The 22,770-nt window shown below is 65.5% G+C and carries 23 protein-coding genes; 17 read left to right on the top strand and 6 right to left on the bottom strand.

Annotated elements, in window-relative coordinates:
• Positions 1 to 54: 54 nt before the first annotated feature.
• The 13 genes from EPO55_RS24975 to EPO55_RS24915 all read left to right on the top strand — a co-directional run bounded on the left by EPO55_RS24975 (position 55) and on the right by EPO55_RS24915 (position 13,698).
• Positions 55 to 1,059 (top strand): ABC transporter substrate-binding protein, encoded by a 1,005-nt coding sequence (locus EPO55_RS24975; RefSeq protein WP_296340217.1) that lies wholly within the window; start codon positions 55 to 57, stop codon positions 1,057 to 1,059.
• Complete coding sequence (locus tag EPO55_RS24970) at positions 1,056 to 2,024, top strand: ABC transporter substrate-binding protein (RefSeq protein WP_296340216.1); 969 nt, start codon at positions 1,056 to 1,058, stop codon at positions 2,022 to 2,024. The genes EPO55_RS24975 and EPO55_RS24970 overlap by 4 nt, the downstream gene beginning before the upstream one ends.
• Positions 2,025 to 2,034: 10 nt before the next feature.
• On the top strand, positions 2,035 to 3,003 hold the full coding sequence (locus EPO55_RS24965; protein ID WP_296340215.1) for an ABC transporter substrate-binding protein: 969 nt from the start codon (positions 2,035 to 2,037) through the stop codon (positions 3,001 to 3,003).
• The gene (locus EPO55_RS24960) at positions 3,000 to 3,980 is read left to right on the top strand and encodes an ABC transporter substrate-binding protein (protein WP_296340213.1); all 981 of its coding nucleotides are present in this window, start codon (positions 3,000 to 3,002) and stop codon (positions 3,978 to 3,980) included. The genes EPO55_RS24965 and EPO55_RS24960 overlap by 4 nt, the downstream gene beginning before the upstream one ends.
• Positions 3,977 to 4,933: an ABC transporter substrate-binding protein gene (locus tag EPO55_RS24955; protein WP_296340212.1), complete on the top strand. Its 957-nt coding sequence runs from the start codon at positions 3,977 to 3,979 to the stop codon at positions 4,931 to 4,933. Before EPO55_RS24960 ends, EPO55_RS24955 begins: the two co-directional genes overlap by 4 nt.
• Positions 4,930 to 5,871: an ABC transporter substrate-binding protein gene (locus EPO55_RS24950; RefSeq protein ID WP_296340211.1), complete on the top strand. Its 942-nt coding sequence runs from the start codon at positions 4,930 to 4,932 to the stop codon at positions 5,869 to 5,871. Before EPO55_RS24955 ends, EPO55_RS24950 begins: the two co-directional genes overlap by 4 nt.
• Entirely contained in the window at positions 5,868 to 9,779 is a 3,912-nt protein-coding gene (locus EPO55_RS24945; RefSeq protein ID WP_296340210.1) for a GAF domain-containing protein, read from the top strand. The genes EPO55_RS24950 and EPO55_RS24945 overlap by 4 nt, the downstream gene beginning before the upstream one ends.
• Positions 9,776 to 10,141: a response regulator gene (locus tag EPO55_RS24940; RefSeq protein ID WP_296340209.1), complete on the top strand. Its 366-nt coding sequence runs from the start codon at positions 9,776 to 9,778 to the stop codon at positions 10,139 to 10,141. Before EPO55_RS24945 ends, EPO55_RS24940 begins: the two co-directional genes overlap by 4 nt.
• Before the next feature lie 2 nt (positions 10,142 to 10,143).
• Positions 10,144 to 11,238, top strand: a complete 1,095-nt coding sequence (locus tag EPO55_RS24935) for an adenylate/guanylate cyclase domain-containing response regulator (protein ID WP_296340208.1) — start codon at positions 10,144 to 10,146, stop codon at positions 11,236 to 11,238.
• A 24-nt stretch (positions 11,239 to 11,262) separates the two neighbouring features.
• Positions 11,263 to 12,555 (top strand): PLP-dependent transferase, encoded by a 1,293-nt coding sequence (locus EPO55_RS24930; RefSeq protein ID WP_296340206.1) that lies wholly within the window; start codon positions 11,263 to 11,265, stop codon positions 12,553 to 12,555.
• Between the two features lie 104 nt (positions 12,556 to 12,659).
• Positions 12,660 to 13,034: a hypothetical protein gene (locus tag EPO55_RS24925; RefSeq protein WP_296340204.1), complete on the top strand. Its 375-nt coding sequence runs from the start codon at positions 12,660 to 12,662 to the stop codon at positions 13,032 to 13,034.
• 9 nt (positions 13,035 to 13,043) lie between these two features.
• Entirely contained in the window at positions 13,044 to 13,292 is a 249-nt protein-coding gene (locus EPO55_RS24920; RefSeq protein ID WP_296340203.1) for a hypothetical protein, read from the top strand.
• 88 nt (positions 13,293 to 13,380) lie between these two features.
• The gene (locus tag EPO55_RS24915; protein ID WP_296340202.1) at positions 13,381 to 13,698 is read left to right on the top strand and encodes a hypothetical protein; all 318 of its coding nucleotides are present in this window, start codon (positions 13,381 to 13,383) and stop codon (positions 13,696 to 13,698) included.
• A gap of 470 nt (positions 13,699 to 14,168) precedes the next feature.
• Here EPO55_RS24915 and EPO55_RS24910 read toward each other — a convergent pair whose 3' ends face one another.
• The 4 genes from EPO55_RS24910 to EPO55_RS26180 all read right to left on the bottom strand — a co-directional run bounded on the left by EPO55_RS24910 (position 14,169) and on the right by EPO55_RS26180 (position 15,823).
• Positions 14,169 to 14,627 carry a DUF2442 domain-containing protein gene (locus tag EPO55_RS24910; RefSeq protein WP_296340200.1) on the bottom strand — a complete coding sequence of 153 codons (459 nt, stop codon included), beginning with the start codon at positions 14,625 to 14,627 and terminating at the stop codon, positions 14,169 to 14,171.
• Positions 14,624 to 14,839, bottom strand: a complete 216-nt coding sequence (locus EPO55_RS24905) for a DUF4160 domain-containing protein (RefSeq protein WP_296340198.1) — start codon at positions 14,837 to 14,839, stop codon at positions 14,624 to 14,626. The genes EPO55_RS24910 and EPO55_RS24905 overlap by 4 nt, the downstream gene beginning before the upstream one ends.
• A 193-nt stretch (positions 14,840 to 15,032) precedes the next feature.
• Entirely contained in the window at positions 15,033 to 15,443 is a 411-nt protein-coding gene (locus tag EPO55_RS24900) for a nuclear transport factor 2 family protein (RefSeq protein WP_296340196.1), read from the bottom strand.
• 116 nt (positions 15,444 to 15,559) lie between these two features.
• Positions 15,560 to 15,823, bottom strand: coding sequence for a PaeR7I family type II restriction endonuclease (locus tag EPO55_RS26180; RefSeq protein WP_363719923.1), 264 nt, complete (start codon positions 15,821 to 15,823; stop codon positions 15,560 to 15,562).
• Between the two features lie 164 nt (positions 15,824 to 15,987).
• On the opposite strand from EPO55_RS26180, the gene EPO55_RS24895 reads away from it, so the two are divergent.
• The 4 genes from EPO55_RS24895 to EPO55_RS24880 all read left to right on the top strand — a co-directional run bounded on the left by EPO55_RS24895 (position 15,988) and on the right by EPO55_RS24880 (position 20,581).
• Positions 15,988 to 18,645 carry a toll/interleukin-1 receptor domain-containing protein gene (locus EPO55_RS24895; protein ID WP_296340195.1) on the top strand — a complete coding sequence of 886 codons (2,658 nt, stop codon included), beginning with the start codon at positions 15,988 to 15,990 and terminating at the stop codon, positions 18,643 to 18,645.
• Between the two features lie 489 nt (positions 18,646 to 19,134).
• Positions 19,135 to 19,359: an addiction module protein gene (locus EPO55_RS24890; RefSeq protein WP_296340194.1), complete on the top strand. Its 225-nt coding sequence runs from the start codon at positions 19,135 to 19,137 to the stop codon at positions 19,357 to 19,359.
• A 10-nt stretch (positions 19,360 to 19,369) separates the two neighbouring features.
• Positions 19,370 to 20,110 carry a DUF3800 domain-containing protein gene (locus EPO55_RS24885; RefSeq protein WP_296340193.1) on the top strand — a complete coding sequence of 247 codons (741 nt, stop codon included), beginning with the start codon at positions 19,370 to 19,372 and terminating at the stop codon, positions 20,108 to 20,110.
• 273 nt (positions 20,111 to 20,383) lie between these two features.
• The gene (locus tag EPO55_RS24880) at positions 20,384 to 20,581 is read left to right on the top strand and encodes a hypothetical protein (protein ID WP_296340192.1); all 198 of its coding nucleotides are present in this window, start codon (positions 20,384 to 20,386) and stop codon (positions 20,579 to 20,581) included.
• Between the two features lie 289 nt (positions 20,582 to 20,870).
• Here the strand turns inward: EPO55_RS24880 and EPO55_RS24875 are convergent, their stop codons facing one another.
• Together EPO55_RS24875 and EPO55_RS24870 are read right to left on the bottom strand one after the other, a co-directional pair.
• On the bottom strand, positions 20,871 to 21,884 hold the full coding sequence (locus EPO55_RS24875; RefSeq protein ID WP_296340191.1) for a tripartite tricarboxylate transporter substrate-binding protein: 1,014 nt from the start codon (positions 21,882 to 21,884) through the stop codon (positions 20,871 to 20,873).
• Positions 21,881 to 22,687, bottom strand: a complete 807-nt coding sequence (locus tag EPO55_RS24870; RefSeq protein ID WP_296340190.1) for a hypothetical protein — start codon at positions 22,685 to 22,687, stop codon at positions 21,881 to 21,883. The genes EPO55_RS24875 and EPO55_RS24870 overlap by 4 nt, the downstream gene beginning before the upstream one ends.
• Between the last annotated feature and the right edge of the window lie 83 nt (positions 22,688 to 22,770).

Below are 22,770 nucleotides of genomic sequence, written 5' to 3'. Positions count from 1 at the left end.
CAACTCCCTGCCGATCTGGTTAGGATCGCCCTTGGGGAAGGGGCCCGCGACGTCATGGGTGAAAGCGGCCAGTCCGGTGCCCGGTTCGGGCCCTCGGGGAGACGGCAAGCGCTTGCCGCGGCGCTCGCCGCTGGCTTGGCGGCCCCCATTTCCGCGCGTGCCCAACCGCGCCTGCCTAAAATCGGCGTCGTGAATTGGGAAGGCCCCGAGGCCACGTTCCGCATGGACGAACTCCGCAAGGCAATGGCAAGCGTCGGCTATCGCGAGGGCATCAATGTCGCCTTCGAGTGGCGATGGGCCGCCGGCAGCCGCGCCCGCGCCGCCGAGGCCGCGATCGAACTCGAAGCCATGGGCGTGTCGTTGATCTTTGCGCGCACGACTCCCGCGGCCCACGCCGTGAAGGAAGTGGTGAAGCGCACACCCGTCGTGTTCCATGTCGCGGACGCACTGGCCACGGGCATCGTCAGCAACCTGGCGCGCCCCGGCGGCCTGATGACCGGCGTCATGTCATCAGGTCCTGAACTGGCACCCAAGCGTCTCGAGATTCTGCGCGAAGCCGTTCCCAAACTGACGCGCGTCGGCTTCCTCGCCTCGTCCATCGATCCGAATGCCGAGACGTTCATCAGCGAGACCTCGACCACCGCCAGCCGTATGGAAATCTCGGTGGTTCCGGTGCGAGTCCGCGGACCGGACGGTTTCGCCGCCGCTCTCGATCAAATGACCAGCGAACGCGTGCAAGCGGTGATCGTGCAGACGCTTTTCCTGGCGTCGTCCCGCCAGTTCATCGAGCCCGCCCTCGGCCGCCGCCTGCCGTCTATCGGCGAGCAGCCGCTGTTCGCCGAGAACGGCGCGCTGGTCGCCTTTGGCGCCGACCACGCCAGCCTGACCGAGCGCGCGGCGACCCAGATCGATCGCATCCTCAAGGGCGCCAATCCCGGCGACATTCCGGTCGAGACGCCGACCAAGTTCTGGCTGGTGGTCAATCAGAAGACGGCACGCACCCTGGGCCTCACCCTGCCGCCGTCGCTGCTGATTCGTGCCGATGAGGTGATCGAATGAAACGGCGTCACATCCTGGCCGCGGGTCTTGCGGCTCCTTTCCTGGGCGCGGGCCGCGCCCATGCTGCCGAACGCCTGATCGGCTGGATCTCGCCCGAATCCGCCGAGACCACGGCGCCGTTCTTCAACGCGCTGAAGGCGGGCCTCATCGCCGCCCTGCCGGCGGGCGGGGAGCCCGTCCGCATTCTCGAACGCTACAACGTGAACACGCCGGCACTCGCCGCCGCCCAGGTGGCCGAGCTGCAGCAACTGGGCGTGCGCCTGATCGTGACCCAGGGCGCCGCCGCCGTGACGGCCGTCGCCGGCAAACCTACCGTGCCGCTGGTGTTCGGCTACAGCGGGGATCCCGTCGTCGCTGGCATCGCGCAATCGATGTCGCGGCCGGGCGGCAATGCGACCGGCCTCAGCTTCATGTCGATCGAGCTCAGTCCCAAACGCATCGACCTCCTGCGTACGGCGGTGCCCAACTGCCGCAAGATGGCACTCCTGTCGAACGCGCGCCATGCCGGCGAGGAGAAGGAGATTGTCGCCTGCCAGTCGGCTGTCCAGCCGCTCGGCATCGACCTCACCGTCTATCGCGCCCAGAACGCGGGCGACATCCGCACCGCTCTGACCCAGGCGCTCGACAGCGGAACCCAGGCGGTCGTCATGCTGCCCAGTTCCGGCATGGTCCAGCAAGCGCCCGCCGCGGCGGCCGACTGCATCGCCCACAAGGTGCCCTTGATCTCCGGCTGGGCCGAGATCGCGCGGGCCGGCGCGCTCCTGACCTACGGCCCCAACCTGCAGGAAGCCTATCGGCGCCTGGCGGTCTATGTCGTGCGCGTGCTGGGCGGTGCCGCGCCGGCGACCCTGCCGATCGAGCAGCCGACGGTGCTGGAGCTGGTGATCAACCAGAAGACGGCGGCGGCCCTCGGCCTCACCCTGCCGCCGACCCTGCTCGCCCAAGCCGACGAGATCATCGAATGACGGTTGCACCATGAACCGGCGGTCCTTTCTGGCCGGGACAGTGCCGGCTGCTCTCGGGGTGCGCAGTGCCCATGCGCAGCGCCTGCCCGTCGTGGGCTGGCTGTCTTATGCAACGGCCGCCGCCGCCGCTGGAAGCCGCGCCATATTTCTGGAAGGCATGGCGGAGAATGGTTATCTCCCCGGCCGGACATTCACGCTCGAAGAGCGATATGCCGATGAGCGCATCGACCGGGTTGCCGATCTTGCGCGGTCGCTGGCAGAGCAGCCGGCAAATGCCATCGCCACCTATGGCGCCGCCGTAAAATCCACCCTCGACGCGATAAAGACGGTGCCTGTTCTCTATTCCTTCAGCGGAGATCCTGTCGATGCCGGCTTCGCGGCCAGCCTCACGCGGCCCGGCCGCAATGCGTCGGGGGTCTCCTACCTGTCGGCCGAACTGAACGGAAAGAGGATCGAACTGCTGCGGGAATTCATGCCTCGCCTCCAGACTCTGGCGGTGTTGGCCAATCCCGATCATCCCGGCGAGGGCCGGGACATGGCGGTGTGCCGGCTGACCGCCGCTTCGCTCGACCTTGGCCTCGTCTACTATCCGGCGCGCAACCGGTCCGAGATGGAATCGGCGTTCGACAGGATGCCGGCAGCAAATGTAGGCGCCATCATGGCCCTGTCCGACATCGTGACGGTTCAGAACCGCGTGTGGATTGCCAATGCCGCCGCCAGGCTGCGCGTTCCGGTCATTGCAAGCTGGGCGATCTTCGCACGCAGTGGCTTTCTGTTCTCTTATGGACCAAAGGTGGAGGAAGTTCATCGACAACTGGCCCGGCAGGTAGAACGCGTGCTGAAAGGAGCGGACCCGGCGACTCTCCCCATTGAACAGCCCGTGAGGTTCGAATTGGTCATCAATGCGAAGACGGCCGGCCAATACGCGATCGCCATTCCTCCGGCGATCTTTGCGCGCGCCGACGAAATCATCGAATGAGGCGGCGCGACGTCCTAGGCGGCCTCGCCGCAGTAGTTTGCCTGCCGTCAGCCGCGGTCGCGCAGAAACTCGCTCCGCCCGTGATCGGCTTTCTCAGCCTGCTGCCGGAAGCAGCGCTGCGCGATCAACTCGCGGCGTTCCGCGCCGGACTGGAAGAGACCGGCTACGTCATCGGCCGTACCGTGGCCATCGAGTACCGCTGGGCCGACGGCGACTCCGCGAAGCTGCCGGCGCTGGCCGCCGAGCTGGTCCGCCGTCAGCCGGCGCTCCTCGTGGCGGCCGGCGGCAATTTCGCGGCGGCGGCAGCGAAGACCGCCACTTCGACCATCCCCATCGTCTTCACTGCCGTGCGCGACCCGGTACAGGACGGCATCGTCGCGAGCCTGAACAGACCGGGCGGCAACGTCACCGGCGTTGCCATCCTCGCCGAGGACCTCGACGCCAAGCGGCTGGACCTTCTGTCCGAGCTGGTCCCTTCCTCCGGGATCATGGGCGTCTTCATCAACCCGAAGAATCCCAGTGCCGATATCCAGCGCACCAAACTGCAGGCCGCGGCCAAGGCGATCGGGCGGTCCCTGACGATCCTGCAGCCGGGCACGAGCGACGAGTTCGATGCCGCTTTCGCGACCCTCGCGGCGCAGCAGGCGATGGGGCTGGTCGTGGCGTCCGACCCCTGGTTCACCAGCGAGCGCTTGCGCATCGTCGAGCTCGCCGCGCGCCATCGCCTGCCCGGAATCTACCAGTGGCGACAGTTCGCCGATGCCGGAGGACTTGCGAGCTACGGCCCCAGCTTCAACGAGGCCTATCGCCAGGCTGGTGTCCTTGCCGGCCGCATCCTGCGTGGCGAGAACCCGGCGACTCTGCCGGTGTTGCAGCCAACCAGGTTCGAGTTGGTCATCAACCTCAAAACCGCGAAGACGCTCGGTTTGACTGTCCCGGCACTGTTCATGGCCCGCGTCGACGAGGTAATCGAATGAGGCGACGGCTTCTCCTGGCTGCAGGCGCGATGGCGGCGGCGACGCCGGTCGGCGCGCGTGCTCAAGCCGGCAAGGTCTTCCGCGTCGGCGTGCTGGTGGGCGGCCAGCGCGAGCCCTTCTGGTCGATCTTCCGCAATACGCTGAAGGACCTGGGCTACGTCGAAGGCACAAATATCAGGTTCGAGTATCGCTCGGCCGAGTTCGAGCCGGCGCGGCTCGATGCGCTGGCTGCCGAGCTGGTGGCCCTCAATGTCGATGTCCTGGTGGCGGTCCAGACACCGGCGGCGCTCGCCGCCAAGAAGGCGACGCAAACCATCCCGGTCTTGCTGGCCGGCGTCGGCGACGCGTTGGCGACCGGCCTGGTCACCAGCCTGGCGCGGCCCGAGGCCAACCTGACGGGCGTCTCGACGGCGACGGCCGAGCTCGCCGGCAAGAGCGTCGAGCTCCTGAAGGAAATCCTGCCAGCGGCGCGCCGCATCGCCGCCATCGCCAACGCGCCGGATCCGTTCCACAAGCCGTTCCTCGAGCAGCTCGAGAAGGCCGGGAGCCAGGGCGGCGTCGCCATCGAGCGCGTGATGATCGAGCGCGAGGCCGATCTCGAGCCCGCCTTCGCGCGGCTGGGCGGCGGCGCTGTCGATGCCGTCATCGTGCAGCCGAGCCTTTCCCCCGCCCTCACGGCCGCGCTCGCGCTCAAGCACCGCCTGCCCTCGGCCGCGGCCTCGCGGCGCTTCACCGATGCCGGCGGACTGCTGAGCTACGCCGCCGACATCCGGCACATCTATCGCGACTCCGCCATCTATCTCGACAAGCTCCTGAAGGGGGCAAAGCCCGGCGACCTGCCGGTGCAGGGCCCGATCCAGATCGAGCTGGTGATCAACCTCAAGACGGCGAAGGTGCTGGGCATCGCCGTGCCGCAATCCATCCTGATCCGCGCCGACGAGGTGATCGAGTGAAGCGGCGGCTTTTCCTCTCCGCGCTCGCGGCTCTTCCTGCCGCGCCAGGCCGCGCGCAGGCACCGCGCCGGCCGGTCATCGGCGTGCTGATGGCGCGCGACGAACACTACTTCCCGGACCTGCTGCGCATCGGCCTGCAGGAGCGCGGCTGGACCGAGGGCTCCTATTCGCTGCTGACACGTTCGACCGGCGGTTCGATCGATCGCCTGCAGTTGCTTGCCGCCGAGTTGGTCGCGGCCAACGTCGACGCCATCGTCGCCCTGCAAACGCCGGCGGCACTCGCCGCCAAGCGCGCGACGCAGACCATCCCGATCGTCATCTCGTCCGGCGACCCCGTCGGCGCGGGCCTCGTCGACAGCCTGGCGCGCCCGGGTGGCAACCTTACGGGCGTCGATGGCGCCGCGGCTGCGCTCGGCGCCAAACGGGTCGAGCTCATGCGCGAGATCGTGCCGTCGATGAAGCGTATCGCCGTGCTGCTCCATCCTTCAGATCCGTTCAGCAAGCCGTTCCTGGCACAGATCCAGGCTTCCGCCGCAACGCTGGCCATCGAGGTCGAGCCGATCGTGGCCACGATCGGCGACCTCGAGCCCGCCTTTGCCAAGCTGCAGGCACGTCGGCCCGACGCCGTCATCGTGCAGCCCAGCCTGCCGCTCGCCGCCATCGCCGCACGGCTGCGCGCGATGCGCCTGCCATCGGTCTCACAGGGTCGTTTCTATGTCGACTCCGGCGGCCTGATGGCGATCGGGGCGAACACTGCCGAGGTCTACCGGCTGCTGGCGTTCTGCCTGACGCAGGCGCTGAAGGGAACGCCGCCGCGCGATATCCCGGTGATGCAGCCGACGCAGTTCGACCTGTTCCTGAATCTCGCGACGGCCAAGGCGTTCGGCCTTACGCTGCCGCAGGGCCTGGTGCAGCGTGCCGACGAGGTGATCGAGTGAAGACGCCGTCGTTCCTGAAGCGCGGCGGCCTGTTCGCCAAATATTTCCTGTCGCTGGTCGGCATCGTCACCCTCGTGCTGCTGATCAACGGCGCGTTCGACATGTGGTTCGCCTACGGCACCGCGCGCCAGGCGCTGGGCCGGCTGCAGCAGGAGCAGGCCAACGGCGCCGCCGACAAGGTCGGCCAGTTCATCACCGAGATCGAGCGCCAGATCGGCTGGACAACACACCCGCAATGGGCGGCGGCGCCGGTCGACCAGCGGCGCTTCGACTTCATCCGCCTGCAGCGCCAGGTGCCGGCCATCACCGAGCTGACGCAGATCGACGGCCGCGGCCGCGAGCAGCTCAAGGTGTCGCGGCTGGCCATGGATGTCGTCGGCTCGAACGCCGATCTCTCCAAGGACCCGCGCTTCACCGAGGTCCAGAACAAGCGCGTCTGGTACAGCCCGGTCTACCTGCGCAAGGAGTCCGAGCCCTACATGTCGATCTCGCTGGCGCGCACGGGACGGCAGGCCGGCGCCACGGCGGCCGAGGTCAACCTCAAGCTGATCTGGGACGTCGTCAGCGCCATCAAGGCCGGCGACAAGGGCTATGCCTATGTCGTCGATCGAGACGGCCGGCTGATCGCCCATCCCGACATCAGCCTGGTGCTGCGCAACACCAACATGAACAAGCTCGAGCAGGTGCACACCGCCCTCGACGCGCTGCGCGACGGCAAGCCGCTCACCGGCGCCAGCGCCCGCTTCGGTCACGCGCTCGACGGCACCGCGGTGCTCTCGTCGGTCGCCGCGATCCCGGCGCTGGGCTGGCTGGTCTTCGTCGAGCAGCCGACCTCCGAGGCGCTGCAGCCGCTCTTCACCTCGCTGTGGCAGACCCTGGCGCTGCTGGTGCTGGGTCTCGCCACCGCCGCGGTCGGTGCTTGGTTCCTGTCACGCCGCATGGCCTCGCCCATCCGGGTGCTGTCGACCGGCGCCGAGCGCTTGGGCGGCGGCGACCTCGGCCACCGCATCGAGATCAGGACGGGCGACGAGGTCGAGACGCTGGCGACCAACTTCAACCGCATGGCCGGCCAGCTCCAGGAGTCGCACGCGACGCTGGAGCAGCGGGTCGAAGACCGGACACGCGAACTTTCGGAGTCGCTGGAGCAGCAGACCGCGACCGCCGAAATCCTGCGCGCCATCTCGCAGTCGCCGACCGACGTACAGCCCGTCCTCGATGCGGTGGTGAAGGCGGCCGTTCGCTTCTGCGGCGCAACCGACGCTGTCATCACGCTGCGTGAAGGCGACGGCGCCGTTTTCGCCGCGCATGAAGGCCCCCTGACCACGGCCCCAGGGTCGAGCCTTCCGCTCAACCGGCAAACCGCCCCGGGCCGCGCCATCCTGGATGGGCAAACCTGCCACCTGCCCAACATCGCGTCGCTCGATCCGGTCGAGTTCGCGGCGGCCCACAAATTCGCCGCTGACCACGGCTTCCGCGCTGCCGTCGCGGCACCCCTGCTACGCAAGGGTATCGCCGTCGGCGCGGTGGCGCTGCGCAAGCCCGAGCCAGGACCGTTCACGCCGCGCCAGATCGAACTGCTCGAGACCTTCGCCGCCCAGGCCGTCATCGCCATCGAGAACGTCCGCCTGTTCACCGAACTGCGCGAATCGCTGGAGCAGCAGACGGCATCGTCGGAAATCCTCCAGGTCATCTCCCAGTCGCCGACCGACGTGCAGCCGGTGCTGAACGTGGTGGCGACAGCGGCGCGGCGGTTCTGCGGCGCCACCGACGCCGTCATCGTGCTGCGCGACGACGCCAACATTGTGGTCGCCGCCCATGACGGGCCGCTGGCGACGCCGGCCACCCGCTTTCCACTCGACCGCAGCTCGTTTTCGGGACGGGCCATGGTCGACGGCCGGACCATCTATGTCGGCGACGTGACCAGGATCGATCCCGGGGAATACGGCACCGCGCTCGAGCTTGCCCGCGGCGCGGACTACCGCGCGACGCTGGCGACACCGATGTTGCGCGAAGGCACCGCCGTCGGCGGCATCGTGCTCCGCCGGGCCGAGGCCGGCGAATTCACGCCGCGACAGATCGAACTGCTGGAAACTTTCGCCGCCCAGGCCGTCATCGCCATCGAGAACGTGCGCCTGTTCACCGAACTCAGCGAATCGCTGGATCAGCAGACAGCCACCGCCGAGATTCTCCGCGTCATCTCCCAGTCGCCGACCGACGTGCAGCCGGTGTTCGACGTCGTCGTCAAGGCGGCTGTCCGCCTGTGCGGCGCTCAGGATGCGCTGGTCGTCATGCGCGACGGCTCGGAAGTTATATTCGAAGCCCACGAAGGGCCTGTCGGCGGTGACCGCGGCGCCCGCTGGCCTCTCGACCGGGAGAACGTGATGGGGTGTGCCATCATCGAGAGCCGGACCGTTCACATTCCCGATGCGACGGCCCTGCGGCCCGGCGAGTTCACCAAAACGCAGCACGGTATGGCCCTGTACGGCTTCAAGGCGATCGTCGCCGCGCCGTTGATGCGCGAAGGCAGCGCGATCGGCGCCCTCCTGCTTCGCAAGCCCGAGTCGGGGCCGTTCACGCCGCGACAGATCGAGTTGCTGGAAACTTTCGCCGCCCAGGCCGTCATCGCCATCGAGAACGTGCGCCTCTTCACCGAATTGCGCGAATCTCTGGAATACCAGACGGCGATCAGCGATGTGCTCAAGGTCATGAGCCGCTCGACCTTCGACCTCGAGCCGGTGTTGCAGACCGTCGTCGCGACCGCGGCGCGGCTCTGCGGCGCGCAGATGGCCGGCATATTCCAGCTCGAAGACGGTGCTTTCCGCTGGAAGGCCGGACACGCCCTCGATCCCCGCTACCAGGAGCACGAGAAGGCAACTCCACTTTATCCGGGCGAGGACACGCTGGTCGGCCGCGTGGCGATGCGCGGCACGCCGGTGCTGGAACTCGATGCCCTGGCCGATCCTGCCTATGGTCCCAAGGAGATCGCCGAGGTCGGCCAGGTGCGTTCCATGCTGGGCGTTCCGATGACGCGCGACGGCAAGCTGTTCGGCGTCATGGCCCTGGCGCGCACCCGCGTCGAGGCCTTTTCCGACAAGGAGGTCGAACTGGTGACGGTATTCGCCGACCAGGCGGTGATCGCCATCGAGAATGTCCGCCTGATCAACGAAATCCGCGACAAGAGCCGGCAGCTCGAGATCGCGAGCCAGCACAAGTCGCAATTCCTCGCCAACATGAGCCACGAGCTGCGCACGCCGCTCAACGCCATCATCGGCTACACGGAAATGATGGCCGACGGCCTCTACGGCGACGTCGGCGAGAAGGCGCAGACCGTGCTCGAGCGGGTCCAGAGCAACGGCCGCCACCTGCTGGGCCTGATCAACGACGTGCTCGATCTCAGCAAGATCGAGGCGGGCCAGCTCGTCCTCACCCAGGAGGAGTACAGCGTCGCCGACATGGTGGCGACGGTGACCGCCGCCACCGAGTCGCTCGTTCGCGCCAAGGGACTGGCTCTCACGACGTCCGTCGCGCCCGGCCTGCCGACCGGCACCGGCGATGCCCGCCGGCTGTCCCAGGTGCTATTGAACCTGGTGGGCAACGCCATCAAGTTCACCGATCAGGGTTCGGTCGAGATTCGCGCGGTGCAGGCGGGCGACCGGTTCGAACTGTCGGTGGTCGACTCGGGCCTCGGCATCAAGCCCGCGGACCAGGCGCGCATCTTCGACGAGTTCCAGCAGGTCGACGACACCAGCACGCGCAAGAAGGGCGGGACCGGCCTCGGGCTCTCGATCTCGCGCCGCATCGTGGAGCTGCATGGCGGGCGCATTTCCGTCGAGTCGGAGGTCGGCAAGGGCTCGACCTTCAAGGTAACGGTTCCGATCAACGCCACCCCGGTCGAGGATGCCGCATGAGCAAGAAGATTCTCATCGTCGAGGACACCGAGGATAACCGCCAGATCCTGCGCGATCTGCTGGGCATGGCGGGCTACACGCTGTTCGAGGCGCGCGACGGCGCCGAGGGCGTCGCCAAGGCAGCCGAACACCGGCCCGACCTGATCCTGATGGACATCCAGATGCCGGTGATGGACGGCTACGAGGCGACGCGGCGCATAAAAGCCAACCCCGAGCTGAAGGCGATCCCGATCGTGGCCGTCACCTCCTATGCCCTGTCCGGCGACGAGCAGAAGACGCGCGATGCCGGCTGCGATGCCTACATCGCCAAGCCCTACAGCCCGCGGCAGATGCTGGCCAAGGTGCGGGAGCTGATCGGCTAGAAATGCGTGATCCGGCCCGCATCCTGGTCGCCGACGACGTCGCCGACAATGTCGAGATCCTGAAGGTCCGGCTCGAAAGCCTGGGCTACGAGGTGGTGGTCGCGCGCGACGGCGAGCAGGCCCTCGAGATGGTGCGCGAGACGCTGCCCGACCTGGTGCTGCTCGACATCATGATGCCCAAGGTCGACGGGCTGGAGGTCGTGCGCCGGCTCAAGGCCGACGCGAGCCTGCCGTTCATCCCGGTGGTGCTGGTCACCGCCAGGGCCAGCCCGAAGGACGTCATCGCCGGCCTCGAGGCCGGCGGCGACGACTATCTCACCAAGCCGGTCGACCATGGCGCGCTGGTCGCCCGCGTCCGCGCCATGCTGCGCATCAAGGCCCTGCACGACGAACTCACCACGCTGAACGCCGACCTTTCGACCCGGGTGGCCGAGCAGGTGGGCGAACTCGAGCGCGTCAATCGGCTGCGCCGCTTCATGGCGCCCCAGCTTGCGCATGCGATCGTGTCGGCGGGCGACGAGAAGATCCTGGAGAACCACCGCCGCGACATCGTGGCGATGTTCTGCGACCTGCGCGGCTTCACCTCCTTCTCCGAGACCGCCGAGCCCGAGGACATCATGGCCGTGCTCGCCGAGTATCACGGCGCGATCGGGCCGCTGATCCGCAAGCACGAGGGCACGCTCGACCGCTTCACCGGCGACGGCATGCTGGTGTTCTTCAACGATCCGCTGCCGTGCCCCGACGCGCCCGAGCGCGCGGCCAGGCTCTCGCTCGAAATGCGCGACGCCGTGGCGGCGCTTGCCCAGACCTGGACCCGGCGCGGCCATCGCCTGGGCTTCGGCATCGGCATGGCGCAGGGCTATGCCACGCTCGGGCGCATCGGCTTCGAGGATCGCTTCGACTACACGGCGATCGGCGCCGTCATCAACCTCGCCGCACGCCTCTGCAACGAGGCGACCGACGGGCAGGTGCTGGTGACCGGGCGGCTGGCCGCCGCGGTCGAGGGCACGGCCGAAGTCGAGGATCTCGGCGAACGCGACATCCGCGGCATGGCGCGGCCGGTGGCCGTGGCCAACCTGCGAGGTCCGAAGGTATAAGACGGTCAACGCAGGAGGATCACCATGGCGACCAACAGCAAGCATCCCGAGACCGTCGTGCTGCATGCCGGCTATCGCAGCGACCCGGCAACCAACGCGGTGGCGGTGCCGATCTACCAGACCACCAGTTTCCAATTCAACAGCACGCAGCACGCCGCCAACCTGTTCGCGCTGGCCGAGCTCGGCAACATCTACAGCCGCATCGGCAACCCGACCTGCGACGTGCTCGAGCAGCGCGTCGCCGCCCTCGAGGGCGGGGTCGCCGCGCTGGCGCTGGGCTCGGGCCAGGCCGCCTCGCTGTTCGCCGTCCAGAACATCTGCCACGCCGGTGACAATTTCGTCGCCTCCACCGACATCTACGGCGGCACCTGGAACCTGTTCGCCAACACGATGAAGACCATGGGCATAGAATGCCGCTTCGTCGATCCGGCGGACCCGGAGGCCTTCCGACGCGCCACCGACGCGCGCACGCGCTGCTACTACGCCGAGACCCTGCCCAACCCCAAGCTCGCGGTGTTCCCGATCGCCCAGGTGGCGAAGATCGGCCGCGAACTCGGCATCCCGCTGATCATGGACAACACCGCGGCGCCGGTGCTGTGCCGGCCGTTCGACCATGGCGCGGCGATCGTGCTGCACTCGACGACGAAATACATCGGCGGCCACGGCACCTCGATCGGCGGCATCCTGGTCGACGGCGGCAACTTCGACTGGGAGAAGCACAAGGACCGCTTCCCCATGCTGAACACACCCGACCCCAGCTACCACGGGGCGGTGTGGACGCAGGCGACCAAGCCGATGGGGCCGGTGGCCTACATCATCAAGGCCCGCGTGACGCTCCTGCGCGACGTCGGCGCGCCGATGAGCCCGTTCAACGCCTTCATGTTCATCCAGGGGCTGGAGACGCTGCCGCTGCGCATGCGGGTCCATTGCGACAACGCCATCGCCGTGGCCAAGCACCTGGCCAAGAATCCCAAGATCGCCAAGGTGATCCATCCCTCGCTGATGACGGGCGAGGCGAAGAAGCGGGCCGACCAGCATTTGTCGCGCGGCTACGGGGCGTTGCTGGGTTTCGAGCTCAAGGGCGGCGCCGACGCCGGCCGCAAGTTCATCGACAACCTCAAAATGTTCTATCACGTGGCCAACATCGGCGACGCGCGCAGCCTCGCCATCCATCCCGCCTCGACCACGCACTCCCAGCTCTCGGCCGAGGAGCAGGCCCAGACCGGCGTCACGCCGGGCTACGTGCGGCTCTCGATCGGGCTCGAGCATATCGACGACATCCTGGCCGACCTCGACCAGGCGCTCGCCGCCACCTGACCGGGGGCGTCCTCCAAGCCCTTGATGGGAGGGCAGAATCGGCCGCAGGGAACGCCCTGCGGCGCAGCCCGTTGAGCCTGTGAGCTTCTCAAAAGGAGGATCACATGACCGACTACAATCCCGACCCCCGGCTCGATCCACGCTCGCCGCGTGACAGATACGCCGACAAGTACGGCCTCAACGAGCGCTTCGATCCGTCCTACGAGGCGGTCGACGGCCGCTCGAATTATGCCTTCATCGCGCTGCTGGCCGCGGTGGCGCTGGTGGGCGGCTTCCTGTTCTTCGCCAGCCCGCAGCCCAACGACCGGCAAGCCGAGACCCCGCCGGCGTCGATGACCACGCCGGCCCCGGCGCCCGCCCAGACCCCCGCCCAGGCTCCGGGCCAGGACCAGGCGCCGACCCGCCTGCCGGCCGCCCCGCCCGAGGGGCCGATCCAGACCCCGCCCGACTCCGTGACCCCGACCAACCCGCAGCGGTAGGAGGACACCATGAACGACCATGATCCGTTGCGCGCGCCGCAGGTCGACCCGGTGGCGGGCCGCGACACCGGCGGCGGCACCTTCTATCTCATCGGTGCAGTGCTGATCGCCATCGTGCTGGCGGCGGGCCTGCTGTTCTACAATCCCACGGCGGCGCCGGGCGAACGCAACGACCAGGCCCGCCAGCCCGACCGCCCCGCTGAGCGGATGATCGACGCGCCCGCCACGCCGCCCAGGCCCATCCTCCCGCGGCAGTAGCAGCACGCCCGCTGTTCGCAGGCTGCGGGAACGACCGCCGCGGCGGGGCGTTGGCTCCGGGAGTACCCAACGGAATTGGGGGCCCGCCATGAGCAACCATCACGTTCTGCCGACCCTGCCCGAGGCCGAACCCGCGCCGCATGACCACGAGATGCCGCACGACGTGCCGAACCGTTACGACGAGGTGCCGCCCGACATCGGCACCGGCCAGGCGGGCTTCCTGCTGGCCGTCGTGGTGCTGGCGGTGACGCTCGCCATGGGCATCATCGCGATCGGCCAGCTCCAGGGCGGCAGCCTCTCCGCCCACGGCTTCGAGCGCGCCGCCGCCGGTCCTATGGAGCCGCCGGGCCGCCCCGGCAGCGTGCGGGCGACACCGATCCCGGGGCCGGGCAGCTTCTCGCGCTAGAGGCCGCGACGTCTGGCCCAACTTTCGCGTTTTGGCCCAAATCACATGCGCGAAATCGCGTCCCCGACAGCCCGGAAAGCCCGGCCCGCCGGCGTTTTGGCGGCACCTCCGGGCCCACCTGAAACGAGGGAGTGTTGGGCCAGAAGTTGGGCCAGAAATTGGGCCCGACCTGAGGCCCATCGTTGTTCCGAGCGCGCGCAGAGACGTCCTGTTGGCCATCATGGGTCGATCGTTCGTTTGCGTGCGGTTGGATCCGCCGCCGTGGCCGACGCTCACCCGGACGGCCGCCGGGGAGCGCTCACCTTGTTGTCTGCACGGGTCAGGACCCGTGGCGGGCGCTGGTGACGCGTGGCGTCGTTGGCCCAAGGAAAAGGCCGCGCGCCCAGGGACGCACGGCCTTCATCATGGCAGGTTTCATAGCCTAAACCTGCTGAACTTGCAAGTTTAAGTTTTGATGGGTCGCGGCGAAGTTACGCCGCCCGCTTGCGCGGGCGTCCGCCCTTGCGGCCGTTGGCCCGCGCGGCAGCGGCCTTGGCCTTGGACGTCGTCTGGCCGGCACGGCGCGCCAGCTCCGAGGCCATCCAGGCGCGCGTGCCGAACACGCCCATCAGCAGACCCGGCACGGTGAAGTCGGCGTCGAGCGCGGGCCAGTGCAGGCCATAGCCTATCCCCATGATCTCGATATCGGCCAGTTCGGCATCGGTCGCCCCCGCCAGCCCCTGCAGCGAGCGCGCCGGGAAAATGAAGCTGCAGCCGTTGGTCAGCTCGACGACCACGCGCCCGGTGCGCCGATCGTAACGCGCGCGACTGGCTTGTGGCTCGGTGGCCGCGCGCTGCCGGCCCTTCGCCAGGGCGCGGTCGATTTCCGCTTTCGACCATCCTTGTTCTTTTCCGACAGCTCTTTCGACCGGCACCTGGACCTCCTTCATTCCGCAGCTCCATGAATCCGCCGCCAAGCGGCCAGAAGCTTGGCCTGCCGTGCCACGACCTCCTTGAAGACCCGGTTCAGGCCAGCACGGTCGAATCCGCGCATCCACTCCAGCGCCGGGCGACCGTTCAACAGTCCCAGGAGGACCTTCGCCTCGGCTCCCGCCGAAAAGACGTGAACATGAGGCGGCCCATGATCCTCGAGATAGATCATGAAACGCAGGTTCCCGGCACGATGGACGGTCGGCATGAGGAGAATAACCCATCTGATGGGTTATTCAAGAATCAGCAGCTCCCTCCGTCATCCCGAGTCGCGCGGAGTAGCCTCCGCGCTGGAGCGAAGCGCAGTCGAGGGATCCTTCATCATGAAAGGCCCCTCGGCTGCGCTCGGGGTATCGATAAAGCGCCTAGCTAGGCGCTTTATCGATAAACCCCACCACCGACGCCAGCCTGCCATCCGGCGCGAGGGCGCAGAAATCGACGCCCTCGACGACCGACGGGCCGGCGGCGGGGCCGAGCGACCAGGTGAAGCGGCAGGTGCCGTTGTGGGCATCGACCCGGGACGTGCGCTTGAGCACAAAGCCCGGGAATTTGGCCTGCACGCCCGCCAGCATGGCGTCGATCCCGGCGGGGCCGTCGCTCGCCATCACCGGATCGCGGTAGGTGGCGGCCTCCACCCAGGCCGCGGCAATGCCGGCGCGGCGGCGCAGGGGATCGGTCTCGTTCCAGGTGGCGACGTAGGTGTCGATGGTGGTGTCGACGGAGCCGGTGATCGCAGCTGGCGATGCGGCTTGGGCGGTGGCAGTTGCGGTGGACATGGCTTCCTCTTGCGGATGGTTGATCCAAGTGGAGGGAAGCGCGGAACGGGGCGGGGGGCGATTGTCTGGGAAGTAATGAGATATGCCCACCAAAATACTTTCAGCTAGCTACATCTTTAACGAATTACTGTCGTGCCGCTTCTGCAGCAACATGGCTCGCGAATGTGCTGAAAAATGTCTTGAGCCCGGTCAGTTCGGAGAGTTCGACGAGCTTGCCAGATCTCAATGTCTCGCGGGAGGATAGTATTACGAAGCAGAGCCGTACAGCCGCTCTTGGACCAACTTTTTTTGCAGAGCACATTATAGCGATCCACGTAGGGCGCCGATTTGAAGTCTTCGAAGACTGGAGAATGTGGCGAGTCTTCTCTCGCAAGACACATTACTCACGATATTTCTGCTCTCCGAGGGATCCAAAACCCTGTCTCGATACCTCAAGCCTCGCCGTGGAGCGCTAGCGGCTACTTGATGGAGATCGGGCGAGCTGTACCATCCTCTACCACCATTGGTGGTTGCCGGATTTCGCTCGGTATGATGTCATAAATAGGTGTCCTCCAGCCTGGGCACCAAGAGTGACGGCAACGAAGAGCTGCCCGATTTGCAACGCGTCCGTCCCAAATTGCGCGAGGTCGGAGTTCATATGAATAACATCATCTTCCTTTCTCATGTCGCTGCTGACAAACCATACGTTGATGAGGTGCGATCTAAGCTTGATCAATCCAACGTCTTTTATGATCTAAAGTCGATTGCTCCTGGTGAAAGTAACCTTGCCGCAATGAAGGACGGCGTTCTGCGATCTACGGTATTTTGTTTGTTTATCTCACCTGCGACGAAAGCTAGCCCGTGGGTTGGCTATGAGCAGACTCTCGCAGAGGTTCAAAGTGTTAAAGCGTCCTCATTCACGCCGATTGTGGTGCCAATTAATAGTGCAACCTACAGGGACGCTCCCGAGTGGATGCGCGGATATTTTTCAACTAGCGCATCGTTCTTACCCTCTGACATTGCCCGACTGATTAGCGCTCATCATTTTCGCAATTTAGTTAGTAGTGGACAGGCAAAAGAGTCACTTCTTGCGGGTCGCGAAGAGTTCCTTTTCGCGTCAACTGTCAGGGTTAACACACGTCGGGCGAGCACCAACAAACCTGTAAACTTTTTGATCATGAGCGGAATAGAAAGTATGGGCCGAAAGGCCTTCGCTTCAAATTTGATTCCACGGCTGTTTCCAACAGAGACTCTTGGCGGTCCCTTCTTGGATATTGCACGCTTCGCGGATTCGCTAGATCTCCATCTCTCGCTTCTGGATACGATTCATGGGCAAAGAAGCCAGTCAAGAACTGAGCAGGAGAAGGATCTATTTCAGAAGATGACTGCTGCGGAGCAAGCCCAAACTATTCATGCAAATTTGCGACACTTCGGCGAACTGAACCAGACAGTAATCGTCCGAAGCGCATTCGGGTTACGTGATAAAGACCGCAACCTTAAACCGTGGCTTCAAAATCTGGTCACTCTGCTACAATCTGACCGTAGCTCCCGCATCTTTTGGATATCGGAACGTCGGATTAGCGATGCCGTACTCTTGCCGTATCCCAACGTGATTGACATCAATGTGCCTGAAATTTCTGAGCCCGCCACCACGGAACTGCTCAGCGCATTAGTCGGCCGGGACAAAATCCCACCGCCAGTGGCTAGTACACTTGGGCGCTTGTCTGGCGGTCATCCTGGAACAGTTCATCATGCCGCCAGCTTGATCAACAATAGTGGGCGAAGCGCCGAATCTTTAACAACAAGCGATGGCGCGATTACGAGCTATCAAGACAGCATCCTTAGAGAAACTATTAAATCGTATTCGAACAAAGACGATTTCCGTTCGGTCCTACATGTTGTCGCCCTCCTGCCTCGTGTAAAATTCGACGATGTATTGGAAGTATTGGGTGGTCAGAACGAACAGCTTCGAGCGACCCTCGATGAACTAGTAGATGCGTGTCTCGTTAGTTTCTCTCAAGAAACTGGCTACAGGATGCCCGAGGTTGCTCGAGCCGCTGCACGGCGCGTAATTGGTCCGCCTCCGGATGATCTAGTTGGCGCTCTAGTGACTTATTTCAATTCACGGCTGAAGGCAGAAAGAATTGATCAGCAGACCGTAGAAGCGTTGCTCTATTTGACGTTGAGAACGACCGGCGAGATGCCCGAGGTGATCAAGAGAATCGTTACACCCGCTACGCTGCAATCCGCTGTCGAGGCCACTTATCAGCGTGGTCTCGCGGCCCTGGACGAAAGTTTCAGGACGAACTTTCTACTCGTAGCCAAGCTATCGCACCTCGTCGACGCTATGCCTATGCCGCCCGATATTGCTGAGGACATCCTCTACATGGGGGCTGATGCACTAAGCAGGATCGCCGATGATCCAACACCAATTATCGAAGTAATGCGGCGTAAAGGTTTCGCCAGTGCGAACTACGCAATGGGAAACTACCAATTTTATCGGCTTCGCGACAATGCAGCAGCAATTGTCAGCTTAGAACGCGCGCTTGCTGGAAGATCCTATGTCAAACGTACCAGCCGACTTCTGGCGCGCCTATACTTGTTGGAGGGAAGAGCCGCACCAGCTTTAGAAGTACTCAACAAACTCGGCGATTCGCGAGTCCTTCGGGATTCAGGCTTGCTGTCGCAGAAAATCAAAGCGTTGCGCGCTTTAGGACGTAGAGCTGAGGCAGCTCAGCTTCTGCCGAATTTGCAGGCATTGAACGATGACTATGGTGAATACCATATGAATGTTGCTTCAGACATGATGCGAGCAGGAAGAGTTCCGGACGCCCTCGCTGCAGTAAGACGAGCAAAGGAGAGGCCACGCGCAAATCAACAAAGCCTACTTTTCTTAGAGTGCGCATTGATGCTTGATTTAGGCGACTTTGGCCTCTTTGATCATGCGTCTGCTGTGGCTAACGCAGCGGGACGAAGTGACGACTTGTCTCATCTCCGCGCGAGAGCCGCGCTCGCGCACAAAGACTGGCGCGAAGCGGAAAGACAGTGGGGCCTGATCCAACGCCCGGGCCGTACGGATCGCTATCTCCTGGTGCGGATTCTAGAAAGCAAGCTATCCGACCCCGTAATTGCCGGGAGCACCACTGAGATGGCAGACGTTAGACGTGTATACGAGGAAACCTTAGGCAAATTAGCGAATTCGCCCGAAGTGTTTGATCGGTGACTTAGCTGGTGGTCAACCGATCACGATGGCAGCCTCAGTCTGCTTATCTAGGAGTACACCTGTTGAGCACGAGCGCTCACAACGTGGGCTGATACATGCTATGGCTACCTTCGGAGAGGTCAGCTCTGCTGTGCTTCCCATATCCACTACTTTTGCATCCCTCTTATCGGTTCATTGACGGTAGCCGATACAACACCATCTTCTATCTCCTGTAGTCTGCCATCTGCGGCGATAGTTCGAAAAGAGACTGGCGTGCGTCATCAACACCGACCGCCCGATCGCCGTCGGGCTCATGAAGGATCCGCACCAGATGCAGGTCCACACGGATGATCCCGCGGGCAAGCCGGCGAAGCGGCCGTTTCATATTGCGAGGTCGGGGATTAGGGGGCGGGCGTCTGTCCCCTCCGCCCCTGCGGGGCACCTCCCCCGAAACGGGAGAGGAGGGGCTTCCATTATTGAAAAGCGCCTAGCAAAGCGTACCTTTCTGCCATGAACAAGGCGGTCCTCCTGGACGAATTGCAGCAGCTCACCTCGCATGAGCGGCTGGAGCTGGCCTATGGTCTGCTCGACAGCGTCCTGCACGATGCAGCGGCGCCGGCGCCAAGCGATGCGCAGCGGCGCGAACTCGGCGCGCGGCTTGCTCATCACCGGGCCCATCCGGACGAGCCCGGCGTCACACTGGACGAGATCCGCCGGAAGCTCGCCGCCGGCTAGAGGCGGCGGCGTGAAACCCTTCAGCGATTACATCGTCTATGTCGATGAGAGCGGCGATCACAGCCTGACTTCCATCGACCGGACGTATCCGATATTCGTCCTCGCCTTCTGTATCTTCCGCAAGGCCGAGTACATCCAGTCGATCGTGCCAGCCGTTCAGGGTTTCAAGTTCCGCCAGTTCGGCCACGACATGGTCGTTCTACACGAGCGGGAAGTCAGGCGGCAGGAACCGCCCTTCGTGTTCCTCAAGAGCGAGAGCAAGCGGGCAGCGTTCATGGCCGAACTCAACGTCCTCATCGAGGCCGCGCCCTTCACCGTCATTGCGTCGGCGATACGGAAGGATCGTCTGGCCCAGCGGTACACCGAGCCCCAGAGTCCCTACGACATTGCGATGTTGTTCTGCCTCGAACGGCTCAACAGGCTCCTCACCGAAGCGAGCCAGCTGGGGCGACGTACGACTGTCGTGTTCGAACGTCGCGGCAAGCAGGAAGACAAGGAGCTCGAACTCGCGTTCCGCCGCATCTGCGACCTCGGTGGCATGCAGGGGCCGATGCCCGACCTCGACATTGTCTTTGCCGACAAGCAGGTGAACTCGACCGGACTGCAGATCGCCGACCTGATCGCACGGCCGATCGGGCTCAAGACACTGCGGCCCGAAGAGCCCAACCGAGCCTACGAGATCATCGAAAAAAAGTTCAGGCGCAGTTCTTTGGGCAGAGTGGATGGCTGGGGTCTGAAAATCTTCCCCTGAAAAGCAGAAGGGCCCCGATTCACACCGAAGCCCAGCGCCGACCGGGAACAGCCCCCAATCCACTTGTTGCCAAAATGGCAACATTTACGGAGTTTTCAAGGAAAGCCGTGTGCCGTCACCGCAAAACGCAACTTCGAGTCGTGGAGGGCGTCGGGGGGCTTCAAATCTTTCAAATGGAAGCCACCCCTCCGCAGCCCTCACTCCACCGCCTTGATCCGGCGAATCCTTGCGCCAGATCAAGGCGCTGGCGCCCGGTATCGGCTGTGTTGCGGGATGATGCGGACCTTCCTCTATCGCTGCCCGGCGACCGGCTACAATGTCCAGGGCGAGTATGTCAGCGGCGGCCAGCCGCTGCCGGCGTTCGTGCCGCAGACCTGCCTGGCCTGCCAGGGCATGCACCTGGTCGATCCGGCGACCGGCCGGCTGATGGCCGAGGGCGTGCGGCGGCCGGAGCCGCGGACGGAGAAGTAAAATCGGGTGAGGGGGAAAGAGCGGGTGTCACCCTGTCCCCCCGCACCCCCGGACGAAGTCTCCTTCGCCCGCCCCTCTCCCCGTGGGTGGGGGAGAGGATCCGGTTGCTCATATCAGGCCCCTCCGGCCCGGTGCCTTCACAGGCACCTGAGGTGCCTTCACAGGCACCTGAGGCGCCTTCCCAAGCGCCTCGCCATCTCCACCGCTCACCCCCCGGGCGGGGAGTCTGATCGGCTCCTCGCCCTGTCGTGGTGGAGACGCCCCCGAAGGGGCGGAGGGAGGCATCGCCTCATCGTGGCGCCAGTCCCGCCGAGGCGATCACCTTTTTCCATTTCACGTTCTCGGCCGCGATGTGCAGGAAGAGATCCTCGGCGGTGCCGGGCCTCTCGCGCACGCCGAGGCCGCGGAGCCGGGCGGTGGCGGCCGGTGATTTCAGGCCGGCCACGATCGCCTCGGAGAGCGTCTTCACCCGGTCGCGGCGCGTGCCCGCGGGAACGGCCGCGTACCACCAGAGGGTGGCGTCGAAGTCGGCGAAGCCCTGCTCGGCCACGGTCGGGATTTCGGGGGCGGCGAACCAGCGCTCGGCCGAGCTGACGGCAAGGGCGCGGAGCGCACCGGACCTGATGTGCTTCAGGCAGGCCGGCAGAGTGTCCATGGCGACCATGAGCTGGCCGGACAGCAGCTCCCTCGTCATGCGCGCGCGGCCGCGCTGGGCGGCATGCGCCAGCCTGATGCCGGCCTCGCACTGGAGATATTCCATCGCCAGGTGCCCGGCGCTGCCCACGCCCGAGGAACCGTAGGCCACCTTGTGCGGGCCGGCGGCGCGGCAGAGGCCGACGAACTCCTGAAGCGTCCGGGCGGGAAAGTCGGGATGGACCACCAGCACGTTGGCCATCTCGGCCATCAGCGCCACCGGCGCGAAGCTCTCGACGCCGTCGTAAGGCAGGTGCCGGTAGAGATACTGGTTGGTGACGGCGGTGCTGACCGTGCCCAGCAGCAGGGTGCGGCCGTCCGGCGGCGCGCGGGCCACGATCTCGGCACTCGCGATGCCGGCCGCGCCGGCGCGGTTCTCGATCGTGAACGGCTCGCCCAGGCGCGCCGCCAGGATCCCGGCCATCAGGCGGCCCAAGAGGTCGGTGGTGCCGCCGGCGGCGAAGGGCACGACAATGCGTGCGGTGCGATCGGCGCGCAGAAAGGCCTGCGAGTCGGCACGGCCGGCCCGCAGCGGGACGGCGAGCGCGCCCGCGGCCCCGGCGGCGAAGGCCGTGGCGAGCACGGCGCGGCGATGAACGAGGAGCGTCATGGGATTCCTCCCCTTGTCCGGCCGATCCAGGCATGGGCCGGCAGCGGCGAGATCGAGCTCAGGTAGTGGACGGGGGCGACGCGGCGCTCGGCCTCGAGGCAATGCGACGTCGTCGTCACCCGGACGTTGACCAGCCGGTCGCCCAGGAGGGAGACCAGGTGGGCTTCGATCGCCTGGTGGAAGGCATGCGGACCGTCGGCCCAGCCGGTCGGCGTCAGCACCGTCTCGAGGTGGGCGGCGACCATGCCGCGCTTGAAGGCGTCGAGGACCGCCTTCTCGATCTCGGCGGCGCTGGGCAGCAGGGCATCGACGCCAAGGTGGAGTTCGTGGCGGCGCGCCTGCTGCGGGTTGTTCCAGGTGCCGCAGGCGAAGGGGATGTCGACGGCGCCGAGCGCCATGGTGAAGCTGGCGCCCTCGCGGGGCGGCGTCCGGTCGGTGCCCTTGCGGCGGAGGTAGGAGCGCGCCGAGGCCGGCATGAGGGAGGCGATCGCCTCCTCCTCGAGGCGCGAGATCGGGCGCACGGGAACCCGCATGTCGACCGGCCGGCCCTTCACCTCATGGCGCACCACCACCTCCTTGACGCCGTTGGAGGCGAAGACGCCGGTGATCTGGAAGGGCATGACGACGGGCAGGACCGTGCCGACCGGCGGCTCCTGCAGGAACTCCCAGGTGTTGGGCATGGCATCGATGGCCGAGAACCAGTTGGTCCAGCCGAGCGTCGGGTTGGTGCCTTGCCCCGAGAGGCAGAGGTAGTGGGCGAATTCGAAGGCGTCGATGCCGTCAAGGTGTCCGAGCTTGCTCATGATGGGCGCTCTCCATTGATTTGGTGCGCCGACTATCTCCGGCGAGCGCTTGGCGAGCGCGACGACAGCGTTCGCGGAGCGTG

The sequence above is a fragment of the Reyranella sp. genome (assembly GCF_004296935.1).
Lineage (GTDB): Bacteria > Pseudomonadota > Alphaproteobacteria > Reyranellales > Reyranellaceae > Reyranella.
Note: the sequence above shows the minus strand (reverse complement) of the source record. Positions and strands in the feature narration are given on the sequence as shown.